Here is a 12505-nt window from a genome sequence, read left to right as displayed (position 1 = left end):
AGCGTCTCAGTGCAGTGCAGCGTGCTGGGCGACGTAGACCGCGGCGCCCGCCAGATAGCCCGCCAGCGCGGGAGGGGCGATGCTGCGGGCGTACCAGAGGAACTCGATCCGCTCGAGGCCCATGGCGGCGACGCCCGCGGCCGAGCCGATGATCAGGATCGAGCCACCGGTGCCGGCGCAATAGGCGATGAACTCCCAGATGAAGCTGTCCGCCGGATAATGCGCGAGGTCGTACATGCCCATGGTCGCGGCGACCAGCGGCACGTTGTCGACGACGGCGCTGAGCAGGCCGAGCACGATCACGATGACGTCCTGACGGCCGAGCGCGCTGTCCAGCCAGCGCGCCAGCAGCGACAGCAGGCCGGCATGCTCGAGGCAGGCGACTGCGAGCAGGATGCCGAGGAAGAACACGACCGAGCTCATGTCGATCCGGGTCAGCGCGTGCGCCAGCGTGAGCGGCTGGCGCACGTGCTCGTCCTTGTGGCGATGCACGATCTCGCCGACCAGCCAGAGCACACCGAGCCCGAACAGGATGCCCATGAAGGGCGCCAGATGCGTGACCGCCTTGAACACGGGCACCGCGATCAGCGTGCTGAGCCCGAGGTAGAACATCAAATTGCGCTCGAAGCGGTCAACGGACAGCAGGCCGTCGTCTTTCGGCGGCGGTGCGATGCTCTTGCCGCGAAGCGAGAGGCTGATGAAGGCGAGCGGTACCAGCAGATTGAGCAGCGAGGGCAGGAACACAGCGCCCATGATCTTCAGCGGCGTGATCTGCCCGCCGATCCACAACATGGTCGTGGTGACGTCGCCGATCACGGTCCACGCGCCGCCGGCGTTGGCGGCGATGACGATGAGGGAGGCGAACAGCAGGCGGTCGTGGCGGCGGGCGATCAGCTTCTGGCTCAGCGAGATCATGACGATGGCGGTCGTGAGATTATCGAGGATCGCGCTGAGGAAGAACGTCACGAAGCCGATCAGCCAGATCAGCGTGACCTGGCTCGTGGTGCGGATCAGCGAGGTGATGACCTCGAAGCCGTCATGAGCGTCGATCACCTCGACGATGGTCATGGCGCCGATCAGGAAGAAGACGATCTGCGCGGTCGAGCCGACGGACTCGTCGAGCTGGCGGCCGACCAGCGCGTGGTCGCCGGTTGCGACCGCGTAGATGGTCCACAGCAGCCCCGCGCCGAGCAGCGCGGTGGCGCTCTTGTTGACGCGAAGCGGGTGCTCGAGCGCGACCGCCGCATAGGCCAGGACGAAGATGGCGGCGATCGCGATCAGCAAGGTCGTTTCAGATCGTCAGCTATCAGCGATCGAGGCGGGCGAGCAGGCTCGACGTATCCCAGCGCTTGCCGCCCATCTTCTCGACCTCGGCGTAGAACTGGTCCACCAGTGCGGTGACGGGCAGATTGGCGCCGTTGCGGCGGGCTTCGGCCAGCGCGATCGAGAGGTCCTTGCGCATCCATTCGACCGCAAAGCCGAAATCGTACTTGTTCTCGTTCATGGTCTTGTAGCGGTTTTCCATCTGCCACGACTGCGCGGCGCCCTTCGAGATGGTCTCGATCACGGCCGCGACGTCGAGGCCGCTCTTCTTGGCGAAATGGATGCCCTCGGAGAGACCCTGCACGAGGCCTGCGATGCAGATCTGGTTGACCATCTTCGTCAGCTGGCCCGAACCGGCGGGCCCGAGCAGTTTGCACATCCGCGCATAGGCCCCAGTGATGATCGGCTCGGCGCCGGCATAGACGTCCTCAGCGCCGCCGCACATCACCGTCAGCACGCCGTTTTCCGCTCCGGCCTGGCCGCCGGAGACGGGGGCGTCGATGAACTTGAATCCGGCCCTGGTGGCGGCTGCATCGAGCTCGCGTGCCACCTCGGCGGAGGCGGTGGTGTGGTCGACGAAGGTTGCGCCCTTCTTCATGCCGGCGAACGCGCCATCCGCGCCGATCGTGACCGAGCGCAGGTCATTGTCGTTGCCGACGCAGCACATCACGAAATCCTGACCCTCGGCGGCGGCCTTCGGGGTGGCCGCGGTCTTGCCGCCGAACTTGTCCGCCCATTGCTTCGCCTTGGCCGCGGTGCGGTTGTAGACGGTGACCTCATGGCCCCCTTTTTTCACGAGGTGTCCGGCCATGGGGAAGCCCATCACGCCGAGACCGAGGAAAGCGACTTTAGCCATGTGTGGTACCTTGTCCGTAGTTGGGTTTTACGGTTGTAGCCGGGCGAGGGGCGCCCAGGCGGCATCTTCGGGGTTCCGCCCTGGAGCGGATCGGCCGCACCATAAACCGTTAGGGGCGGAGGGCAACGCCTTCGTTTGGCGCCCTCCTGTGCTAGGATGGCGGGCCTGAAGGACTTCAAAACAAGGGAGCGAAACATGGCATCGGGCTTGGGCGGCGTGAGCGTGGGTGTGCTCGATCATTTCAACATAAGGACCCGGAATTTGGCCGACACGGTCCGCTTCTACGAGGACGTGCTGGGTCTGGAAAAAGGCGCCCGGCCGAATTTCGCCTTCCCGGGGGCCTGGATGTACAGCGAGGGCAAGGCGGTGGTGCACCTCGTCGATATTTCGCCGACCTCGGAGCCACAAAAACCGGATTCCGGCGTTGTCCACCATGTCGCCTTCGTCAGCCGCGGGTTTGACGGCATGAAGCAGCGGCTGACGTCCAAAGGGATGAAGTTCGACTCCCGCCAGGTGCCCGGCGGCGACCTCTGGCAGATCTTCGTCCACGACCCCAACGGGGTCATGATCGAGCTGAACTACGAGGCGGCCCTGGAGCAGGGCGCCGCGCCCGCCGAGATGGCTGACGATATCGGCAGGCAGTAGCCTTTTGGGCGTTTCCGCTCTAATGGGGCATCCTGAAGCCTTGGGCGTGATCTGACCTGATCATGCCCCGTTTGGGAGATGCGCTTTGAGCGTGACGCAGCAACAGGTTCTCGACAGCCTCGCCCGGATCAAGTCGCCGCGCGGGGTTGCGCTCACCAATGCCAATGTGCTGAGCCCGATCAGCGCCTCCGACGGCAAGGTGTTCTTTTCGATCAATGTCGATGCCGCCGAGGCGCGGGCCTGGGAGCCCATCCGGGCCGAGGCCGAGGCCGCGGTGCGCAGCCTTCCCGGCGTCACCACCGCGATGGTGGCGCTGACCGCCGAACGCAAGGCGGGCTCGGCGCCGCCGCCTCCGCAGCCCAGCCGCGGCACGCCGGGCGTGCAGCCGGTCCATGCCCACAAGCCGCCGCCGCAGGGTGGTGCTCAATCGCCGATGGCGCGGCAGTCGGAGATACCGGGCGTCGCCGCCGTCATCGCGGTTGCCTCCGGCAAGGGCGGCGTCGGCAAGTCGACCACCGCGCTCAACCTGGCGCTGGGCCTGCGCGACCTCGGCCTCAAGGTCGGGCTGCTCGATGCCGACATTTACGGCCCCTCGGTCCCGCGGCTGACCGGTCTGCGCGACAAGCCGGAGCTGGATGGCGAGCGCAAGATGATTCCGCTGCGGCGCTTCGGCCTTGCCATCATGTCCATCGGTTTCCTGGTGGAAGAGGAGACCGCGATGATCTGGCGGGGCCCGATGGTGATGTCGGCGGTGACGCAGATGCTGCGCGACGTTGCCTGGGGCCAACTGGACGTGCTCGTCGTCGACATGCCGCCCGGCACCGGCGATGCCCAGCTCACGCTGGCGCAGAACGTGCCGCTGAAGGGTGCCGTGATCGTCTCGACGCCGCAGGACCTGTCCCTGATCGACGCCCGGCGGGGGCTTGCGATGTTCAGGAAGGTCAACGTGCCCGTGCTCGGCATCGTCGAGAACATGAGCTATTTCCAGTGCCCGCATTGCGGCGCGAAATCCGACATCTTCGGCCATGGCGGGGCGCGGCACGAGGCCGAGAAGCTGGGAGTACCGTTCCTCGGCGAGATCCCCCTGCACATGGCGATTCGCGCCAGCTCGGACGCCGGCAATCCCGTTGTCGACAGCGAGCCGGACGGCCCCCATGCGGCGATCTACCGCGCCATTGCGGGACAGGTCCGCGACCAGCTCAAGGGCGTCATCGCCGCGGCCTGAGGCCGTCAGGCGGTTCATCGGGGCATGCGACTTTCGTAGAGCACCGTCATGCCATTGTCGCGTTCCGAAAGCGCCCCTTCCGTGTTAAAGGCCCACGGCAGTCAAGGCCCCTTCGGATCGACGCGGGCCCAACGCGTCGCCGGAATGAGCGGCGGCACAAGAGAAGTTAAGGGGAAACGCCCCAGCAAGGAGAGACCTGAAGATGAAGCGTCGTGATTTTCTCAAAGTGTCGGCAGCAGGCGCGGCGGCGACCGCTGTGGCTTCGCCGGCGATCGCGCAGTCCTCGCCCGAGATGAAGTGGCGCCTGACTTCGAGCTTCCCGAAGTCGCTGGATACCATCTATGGCGGCGGCGAGCAGCTGGCGAAGTATGTCGCGGAGATGACCGACAACAAATTCCAGATCCAGGTGTTCGCCGCCGGCGAAGTCGTCCCCGGCCTCCAGGCGCTCGACGCGACCTCGAACGGCACGGTCGAGATGTGCCACACCGTCTCGTACTACTACGTCGGCAAGGACCCGACCTGGGCGATCTACGCCTCGGTGCCGTTCGGCCTCAACGCCCGCCAGCAGAACTCCTGGTGGTACCAGGGCGGCGGCATGGAGCTCGGCAACGAGTTCTTCAAGAAGTCGAACGTGATCGGCTTCCCCTGCGGCAACACCGGCACCCAGATGGGCGGCTGGTTCCGCAAGGAGATCAAGACGGTTGCCGACCTCTCGGGCCTCAAGATGCGCATCGGCGGCATCGCTGGCCAGGTGCTGCAGAAGGTCGGCGTGGTCCCGCAGCAGCTCGCCGGCGGTGACATCTATCCGGCCCTTGAAAAGGGCACCATCGACGCCGCCGAGTGGGTCGGCCCTTATGATGACGAGAAGCTCGGCTTCGCCAAGGTTGCCAAGTACTACTACTACCCGGGTTTCTGGGAAGGCGGTCCGATGGTCCATGCCTTCACCAATCTGGAAAAGTGGAATTCGCTTCCGAAGAACTACCAGGCGATCCTCACCAACGCGGCGGCCAATGCCAACAGCTGGATGGCTGCGCGCTACGACCTGCAGAATCCGGCGGCGCTGAAGCGTCTGGTTGCCGGCGGCACCCAGCTTCGTCCGTTCAGTAACGAGGTGCTGGAAGCCTGTCTCAAGGCGACCAATGAGCTGTGGGCGGAGATCTCGGCCAAGAACGCCGACTTCAAGAAGTCGATCGACGCCATGCAGGCCTACCGCTCCGACGAATATCTGTGGTGGCAGGTCGCCGAATACACCTACGACAGCTTCATGATCCGCTCGCGCACCCGCGGCTGATCGTTCGAACCGGTCGCAAGTGGGGAAAGCCCGGCCTCCAGGAGAGGCCGGGCTTTTTCTTTTCCGGGCGGGTCGGAAGGGCCAAACAAAAAATCGAAAACAACCCCATGCACAGTAGAGGCGGGGCCAGGGCACGTTGTCCTGGCTACGTGGCTAATCGTCTGACATGTCAGGAGAAATCACCGCGACCGGCAATCATGGCGCGGCCGAGGCCAATGCGGAGACATTTTTGCCTGGCGCGACCGACCTCGCCATTTGGCGCGCGTCTGCTTCCAATCGTCATTGCGAGCGTAGCGAAGCAATCCAGAGTCCCTCCGCGGAAAGATTCTGGATTGCTTCGCTGCGCTCGCAATGACGAGTGGATGGAGTTGACTGGATGGAGAAGGTCAGCGACGAACAATATCGCAGGCCGTCGAGCTTCCCGCGGCATAGCCTGCCGCTGACACGCCTCAAGGCGAAGGGCCGGCGGGCTTGCGCACGGGAGCACGCCCAAACCTGTCGGTCGGGATCAATAAACCGGGAGGTGTGAAGCGGCTCACATTCATCCCGGAGGATTGGTTCTAGAAAAGCTCAGGAGCCGGCAAGCCACCGCTCCGCGCCAATGGCCGCGATGCGGTGTGCCAGCAGCGGCTGGGGCGCGCAAACCACGAGCGGCAGGCCTGAACTCAAGTTCCAAGTCGTTTTGACGATCATTCGATTCAATCGGGCGCCCTCCATGCGGTGAGCGTCGCGGCTGAGGGTTGCGTCGTGGCGAAAGTGGTTTTCAATCTGACCATTGAAGATTGTGGCGAAAGTCATTGCCGCATCGTAGCCGACTACAATTCATCGAGCCGCGAGATTGAAGTCGAAAAGCTCAAGCCGAGCTTCCGCCAGAATTTGAGGCCGTTGCAGGAAGCAATTCTCCAGTCCGCTGCCGCGCGCAACGCGAATGCGTCCGCGACGGGCGGCGGTGATGAAGCGAGACCCGCCTTGCGTGAGGCCGCCGGAGGTCTGACCTCGGGGTCGGACGAGCGGATCGTGCAGGAGATCGGATCGCAACTCTTCGAGTTCATCTTTCAGCGCAAGATCCTCGAGCTCTATCGGGAATGTTCCCAGGCGGCGCGAAAGGACGATCAGCCCTTCCTGATCCGCCTGCGGGTCACCGACCCCACGCTCGCCTACGTGCCGTGGGAGACGATGTACGACAAGAAGAACCGCTTCTACGTGACGACATCGCAAAGCACGCCATTCATGCGGGCCGTCGACGACTATGGCGAAGAGCGCCGGGTGAGCGCGGCAAGGCCGATACGGATGCTCGGCATGGCCGCGCGGGTCAAGGTCCTGAACGGACTGCCGCTGGACGAGATCGAGGTCGATGCCGAGCAAGTTGCGATCAAGAAGGCGTTGAGCGAGCTGAATGATGGCAAGAGGCTGAAACTGTCGTGGATACCCTCGGCGAAGGCGCGGGATCTCAACCGCCGGTTCCTGAGGGGAGACGAAGGCAAGCGGTGGGACTTGTTTCACTTCATCGGTCATGGCGGCCATGATCCCGAGCGGCAGATGGGCTTTATCGTGGTTCAGGAGGAGGGCGGGCCGAAGGGGAAAAGGCTTTATGCCGACTCGCTGAAAGAATTCCTGACCCAGCCCGGTCAAACGCCGAGTCTCGTCGTCCTGAACTCCTGCAGCGGCGCGCAGGGCGAGCCGGGCTCCCTGTTCTCGAGCACCGCCGCCGAGCTCATTCAGGGCGGCGTGCCCGCCGTGATCGCCATGCAGTTCGAGATCAGCGACAATATGGGGCTCGCCTTCGCCGATACGTTCTACACCTATCTGGCGGAAAACGTCTCGATTCAGGCCGCGCTGGCGCATACCCGGGCCGAATTGAAGGCGCGGCAATTCGCGGAATGGATTTCGCCGGTCCTGTACATGCGCGGCCTCGACGGAGAAATTTTCGTGGACCGGGCCGGATCGGAGTGAGTTTTCATCCATGCATGGCCTCGACCCCTCGATCGTAGCTCTCGGCCTCGGTGCGATTGCGATCTGCGTCGTCAGCGCGATCGACTTCCACGCTCCTTTCGATACCGCGGACATCCGCTTTGCCGTGATGCGCGATCGTTATTATTTCGCGGTTTTCGCCTACGTCACGATCGCGGTGATGTTCTATTTCTTCGTCGCGATCCTGATGTCGCGCGGCGTCGGACTGCTCGTTGCGATACCTGCGACGTTCGCCTTCATGGTGCTGGCGCCCCATTTGCCGGTGCTCGGCTGGGTGATCGATTTCCTGCGGCGCATGATGCAGACATTGGCACGCTACCCGCAGGCCGTGGAGACCGTCATCGTCGCCATCGCGCGGTCACCCATCAAGGTGACGGAGCGGGCGAGGCCGGAGTTGCAGCGCGAGCTCGAAGGCTACGGCGTTCCCGCCGGGCTGATCGAGAAGGCGCTCAATGACGACGACCAGGTGCTCGCCCCCGGCGCCGCGACCATGATCAAGCAGGTTGCTTCCCTTCACACCAGTTTCGTCGAGCTGCGCAACAACAAGCGGTTCAGGAGATTCTTCCGCGCCCGGAAAGCCGCCTTCGAAGAGATGGAAAGGCAATATCGGCGCATGCTGCGACGGTCGGCCCGTGCCCTCCTGCTGACGGACGACATCACGGTATCGGCCCTGGACGCGGAGGAGCTGTTGTACGAGATTTCCGACTTCATCTCCGAGGAATGCGAGGATCTGCGTGTCGCGTACCAGCGCCGGTTGGCCGAGGCGACGTTGTCCGTGGTCGACAGGCGCGATTCCCGGACGGAGCTGATCTCCAGCTTCGGGTACCAGACCGTTCTCCCGCAGCCGCTGCCCTTTGCGCCGCTGGTGATCATCTTCGTGCTCGACTTCGTGGTCTCCGTCGCGCCGCTGTTCTTCATGAACCTGTCGAAGAATTACGAGGTCGGCTCGTTGACCGGAGGCCTCTCCTCCGCCGCACATGCGGTGGCGGTGATGATCTCGATCTTCTTTGCGGTCTATCCCAAGGCCTCGACGAATTTCGCGCGTCCCTCGCTGTATGCCCTGCCCTGGCGCTCCTACATCGTCTTCGGCGCGCTATCCTATTTGCTCGGCAACGTCGTCCTCTGGATCACCTACAGCGTGATCCCGATCGCGCCCGGCTGGCTGGCAAGCGGTCATCCGCTTGCGGCGAGCTCGCTGGTGTCCCTGGTCTTCCTGGTCAATACGCTGGTCCTGAGCATCCTTCTCGACGTGCGGCTGAGGGCCGGTGGACTGGATTATCACGAGGCGAGGCTGAAGGACGGCGCCGCCCATGCGGTGGTGATGGCGTCCGTCATGCTCTGCGTTCTCGTTGGCTTCACATTGGTAAGCAGACATTTCGGTCTGAACATGCCGTACATCTCCTGGCTGGTCTACGCCGCCATCGTCGCCCTTTTCGGTGTACTCGGCTTCGTCATGGGCTATCTCGTGCCGTCGACCGCGGAAGCCTACATCGAGGCCAACAAGCTGATCCGCAAGTCGTCGGCGCTTGATGGCAACCGGCTCGAATGGGCGGCGCCGGTCTCTCAGCCGAGCACGCAGCTCAGATCCTGATCTCACGCCGGGCCGCAAGGTCCGCGCGGCACGCGAGGACGCGACGAAGCAGACCGTCTAGACAGGGGCGAAGTCATGGCTGAACTCGAAGTGGCGACCGGGATCGTGGTTCGCAGTCCCGACGATGTCGAAATCAGGATCGTTCAGAACGGTCCGGTCCGCCGCGGAATTCGCCGGGGCACCGCCAGCCAGGTCGATGGCGCCGATCAGCTCAAGGTGGCGTTGTCGGGAGCCGACTTCACCATTGCGGCCGAAGTCGAAATGGTACCCACCCGCCCGGGAACGCGGGCGCTGCGACGGGACGCATCGACGCCGACGCAGATCGAGGTCGAAGTCGGCCCGTCTGAAAGGGCTATGGTGCTGATCGAGGGCGCCGGCGGAGTTTATGCCTGGACCTATCCGCAAGCGGCGGGGCAAGTGCCAAGGCGGCGTGGAGGTGCACCAGTTCTGGTATTTCCGCTCACGGCCGCCCCGAGGGGATCGGCGCGCGGCGTCGCTCCCGCAAGCGGCAAGCGCGGTCCCGTTCTCGACTGGATCTCCGACAAGCTGATTGATCCAGTGCGTGCCTATGTGCTGAAGTTTGCCGCCAGAACCGCGATCGATGTGGCGACCGACCATATCGAGGGCGACCGGGATGAGGGCATCGTGGTGATGGCCGGCCTCGATCCGGCCGCATGGACGCCGGCGCGGTCGGCGCGGCATCGGCTGCCGCAGGACCGCCCGCTGAAGGTCCTGCTCATGGTGCATGGCACGTTCTCGTCGACGGCGAGCGGATTCGCACAGCTTGCCGGCTCTGACAGCGGGAAGACGTTCCTGTCGAAGGCCACCGCGCATTACGACGTCGTCCTCGGTTTCGATCACAAGACCCTGACGGTCGCACCGGAGGAGAATGCGGCCGCTCTCGTTGCCGCGCTGCAGGCGCTCGGCATCCCCAAGAATTCCTCGATCGACGCCGTCATCCACAGTCGCGGCGGGCTGGTCTATCGCTTGGCCGAAAACCTGCTTGCGGGTGAGCGGCCGGACGTCCGCCTCGGCAAGGCGATCTTTGTCGGCTGCACCAATGCCGGAACGCATCTGGCCGAGCCCGAGAACTGGGCGGCGATGATCGACCTCTACACCAACGGGATCATGGCCGGCGTCCGCGCGGTTTCGTTCCTCGCAGGCGGCGCTGCGCTGAGCCCCATCGTGTCGCAGGGGATCAAGACCGTCGGCCGTTTCGTCCAGGCGTTTTCCGAGGTCGCCATCGACGAGGGCCGGGTGCCCGGACTTGCCGCGATGCGGCCGACGAGCGATCTCGTCAAGGAGTTGAACGGAGCGGACGGTCCGCTCGACAGGCTTGCGGCCTATCATGCGATCACGTCGAATTTCGTCGCGCAGATCGCACCCAGGAAGGGCGTGACGAAGGAGTTTGCCGAGTTCATCGCCGATCGCGTGACAAATCGCCTGTTCCAGCTCGACAACGACCTGGTGGTGGATACGGCGTCGATGACGTCATTCGGGACCCGTGGCGCGCGCCTTGCGAAAGACGCGACGTTTGCTTTCGGCGACACGGACGATGTCTTCCACACCACATATTTTGCGACCGATGTCGTGCCGGCGAAATTGAGCGAGTGGCTGGGTCTTGGTGCAGCTCGTCCCGAGAGCGTCCCGGCACAAATCGATCTGCAGCAGCCGCCGCCGCGGCGATCGAGGCGGGGCGTGGGGTCTATCGTCCAAAGCCCCCTTGAATCGAGTTCGGCCGCGGGCGAATGGCAGAGCCCCGGATCCGGCTCCATGACGGACACGCTCACATTGCGACGGACGCGATCGCGCTCCGCTCCCTCGGCGAAGCCACCCAGGCCACGAGAGGCGCCTGCCATGGGTGACACGCCGATCGTGGCATCGACGTCGCAGGGCGCACGGACCGCGGCCTGCTATTTCGCGGCGGAGATCGAGTCCCATCCGCCGCCGAAGAAGCCGGTCCCGCTGTTCGTCACGGTCTCCCGAGAGAAGATCCAGGCCGCGGAGAGCCCGGCCTCGGCCGCATCGGATGCGCCGGTCAATGTCGATACGGCACGCGCGATCGTCGTCGAGGTCATCGCGCGCAAGAATTGCCGGGTCATCGGAGAGAACAGCGCCGAGATCGACCTGCCGCGGGATCAGCGGGCGGAGTCGCTGCGCTTCGTCGTGGAGGGCACGGCGGAAGGCGCAGCCGACATCCTGGTCGAAGCGCGGCAGGGACCGCGCATCCTGGCCTCATTCACCCTGGCCCCCGTGTTCGTCGATGCCGACAGCAAGACCTTGCGCCGGAGCCAGGTCGGATTGTCGATGGCGGCGCATCCGGACGAGCCGGCGGTGCTGCGGATCTACGAGATCGTGGACAGCGGCAAGGTGACGCTGCGTTTCGATCTCGCCTGCGTCGATCCGAACATCGCGGTTTCGGAATCGCGCACGCTTCCGGGCGGCTTTTCCCGCGACGTCTATGTTGCGGAGATCTTCAAGGGCATCGAGAGCGCGTGGCTCGCAACGAACCGCCTGTACGACCAGTTCCTGTCGCGCCTGCAGGCCAACGGAATCGTCATGGCCAACGAGCTATTGCCGGACAAGGTCCGCGAGGCGTTGTGGATCCATCGCGACGCGATCCGCGCGATCCAGGTCATCTCGGAGGAGCCGTTCATTCCCTGGGAGCTGCTCTACATCAACGATCGCAAATCCGGGCCGGACGGCAAGGGCTTCCTTGCCGAATGGGGGCTGGTGCGCTGGCTGCACAGCACGCCGTGGCCGGGTCCGCAACTCGCCATGCGCAATGATCGCGTCAATTACGTGATCCCGGCCTATGTCGATCCCGCCCTGCGGCTCGAAGGCGCCGATGCCGAACGCCAGATGCTGGCCAAGCTGTTCGGCAGCCCCCGCGAGGTGACGGCCGAGAGCATCGCCGTGACGGGCTTCCTGCAGAAGGATGCGGGGGACTGCGACGTCCTGCACTTTGCCTGCCATGGCGAGGCGGCCCAGCGGGCGGTGATGACGGCCGACCTGTTGATGACAGGCACCAAGGTCGACGGCAATTTCGCCCAGGACTCGCTCTCGGCGGATCAGGTCAAGGCGTATGCCCGCTTCGCGCAGAGCGGACCGAATCCGATGGTCTTCATCAACGCCTGCCAGACCGGGCGCGGCGGGCGCGGCATCGGCGGGGGTGTCGCCGGTTTCGTCGACGCATTCCTGCGGCCGTACTCCGAGCGCGGCGCGGGCGCGCTGGTTGGCGCGCTCTGGTCGGTCGACGACAAGCTGGCCTACAGCTTTGCCGAGGCGTTCTATCGCTCGCTCAAACAGGGGCAGACGCTGGTCGATGCCGTCCGCGCCGCACGCGAGGCCGCCAAGAACCGGAAGGAACTGACCTGGCTGGCCTATTCCGTGTACGGCAATCCGTTCGCGCGTGCCTCGGATGCGCCCTTGATATAAGCCGGGATCGATCCGTCGCCCTCTGCGCGTGGAGCTCGCGCCGGAGCGGCTTACATGAACCTGACAGGGGCGGCAGGCCGGCCTGTCGGGCGCTTTTTCGCTGGCCGAAACCGGACGAATGGGGAATAGAGCACGGGATGCGGCGCGAGCCGTGCTGGGACACCG

The 12505-nt window shown here is 64.7% G+C and carries 9 protein-coding genes; 6 read left to right on the top strand and 3 right to left on the bottom strand.

Features of this window, described 5'->3' with window-relative positions:
* Positions 1–6: 6 nt before the first annotated feature.
* Together nhaD and ACRQ5Q_RS26285 are read right to left on the bottom strand one after the other, a co-directional pair.
* Positions 7–1284, bottom strand: a complete 1278-nt coding sequence (gene nhaD, locus ACRQ5Q_RS26290; RefSeq protein WP_439392762.1) for a sodium:proton antiporter NhaD — start codon at positions 1282–1284, stop codon at positions 7–9.
* Between the two features lie 22 nt (positions 1285–1306).
* On the bottom strand, positions 1307–2179 hold the full coding sequence (locus ACRQ5Q_RS26285; protein ID WP_439374774.1) for an NAD(P)-dependent oxidoreductase: 873 nt from the start codon (positions 2177–2179) through the stop codon (positions 1307–1309).
* A 195-nt stretch (positions 2180–2374) separates the two neighbouring features.
* Between ACRQ5Q_RS26285 and ACRQ5Q_RS26280 the strand changes: the two genes are divergently transcribed.
* From ACRQ5Q_RS26280 to ACRQ5Q_RS26270, 3 genes are all read left to right on the top strand, one after another.
* Entirely contained in the window at positions 2375–2824 is a 450-nt protein-coding gene (locus tag ACRQ5Q_RS26280) for a VOC family protein (protein ID WP_439374775.1), read from the top strand.
* An 85-nt stretch (positions 2825–2909) separates the two neighbouring features.
* Positions 2910–4049 carry an Mrp/NBP35 family ATP-binding protein gene (locus ACRQ5Q_RS26275; RefSeq protein ID WP_439374776.1) on the top strand — a complete coding sequence of 380 codons (1140 nt, stop codon included), beginning with the start codon at positions 2910–2912 and terminating at the stop codon, positions 4047–4049.
* Between the two features lie 202 nt (positions 4050–4251).
* Complete coding sequence (locus ACRQ5Q_RS26270) at positions 4252–5340, top strand: TRAP transporter substrate-binding protein (protein WP_439374777.1); 1089 nt, start codon at positions 4252–4254, stop codon at positions 5338–5340.
* A gap of 570 nt (positions 5341–5910) precedes the next feature.
* Here ACRQ5Q_RS26270 and ACRQ5Q_RS26265 read toward each other — a convergent pair.
* The gene (locus ACRQ5Q_RS26265; protein WP_439374778.1) at positions 5911–6138 is read right to left on the bottom strand and encodes a hypothetical protein; all 228 of its coding nucleotides are present in this window, start codon (positions 6136–6138) and stop codon (positions 5911–5913) included.
* Between the two features lie 171 nt (positions 6139–6309).
* Between ACRQ5Q_RS26265 and ACRQ5Q_RS26260 the strand changes: the two genes are divergently transcribed.
* The 3 genes from ACRQ5Q_RS26260 to ACRQ5Q_RS26250 all read left to right on the top strand — a co-directional run bounded on the left by ACRQ5Q_RS26260 (position 6310) and on the right by ACRQ5Q_RS26250 (position 12340).
* Positions 6310–7293 carry a CHAT domain-containing protein gene (locus ACRQ5Q_RS26260; protein ID WP_439374779.1) on the top strand — a complete coding sequence of 328 codons (984 nt, stop codon included), beginning with the start codon at positions 6310–6312 and terminating at the stop codon, positions 7291–7293.
* A 10-nt stretch (positions 7294–7303) separates the two neighbouring features.
* A complete protein-coding gene (locus ACRQ5Q_RS26255; RefSeq protein ID WP_439392760.1) occupies positions 7304–8902 on the top strand; it encodes a hypothetical protein in 1599 nt (532 codons plus the stop codon).
* Positions 8903–8977: 75 nt separating this feature from the next.
* Positions 8978–12340 carry a CHAT domain-containing protein gene (locus ACRQ5Q_RS26250; RefSeq protein ID WP_439392758.1) on the top strand — a complete coding sequence of 1121 codons (3363 nt, stop codon included), beginning with the start codon at positions 8978–8980 and terminating at the stop codon, positions 12338–12340.
* Positions 12341–12505: the final 165 nt, after the last annotated feature.

It is taken from the genome of Bradyrhizobium sp. PMVTL-01 (assembly GCF_051861855.1).
In the GTDB taxonomy this organism is placed as follows: domain Bacteria; phylum Pseudomonadota; class Alphaproteobacteria; order Rhizobiales; family Xanthobacteraceae; genus Bradyrhizobium.
Note: the sequence above shows the minus strand (reverse complement) of the source record. Positions and strands in the feature narration are given on the sequence as shown.

Excerpts from the sequence above, each read along its gene's own strand:
- ACRQ5Q_RS26285 (WP_439374774.1), bottom strand. The coding sequence starts at position 2,179 with ATGGCTAAAGTCGCTTTCCTCGGTCTCGGCGTGATGGGCTTCCCCATG.
- ACRQ5Q_RS26280 (WP_439374775.1), top strand. The coding sequence starts at position 2,375 with ATGGCATCGGGCTTGGGCGGCGTGAGCGTGGGTGTGCTCGATCATTTC.
- ACRQ5Q_RS26270 (WP_439374777.1), top strand. The coding sequence starts at position 4,252 with ATGAAGCGTCGTGATTTTCTCAAAGTGTCGGCAGCAGGCGCGGCGGCG.
- ACRQ5Q_RS26265 (WP_439374778.1), bottom strand. The coding sequence starts at position 6,138 with ATGACTTTCGCCACAATCTTCAATGGTCAGATTGAAAACCACTTTCGC.
- ACRQ5Q_RS26255 (WP_439392760.1), top strand. The coding sequence starts at position 7,304 with ATGCATGGCCTCGACCCCTCGATCGTAGCTCTCGGCCTCGGTGCGATT.
- ACRQ5Q_RS26250 (WP_439392758.1), top strand. The coding sequence starts at position 8,978 with ATGGCTGAACTCGAAGTGGCGACCGGGATCGTGGTTCGCAGTCCCGAC.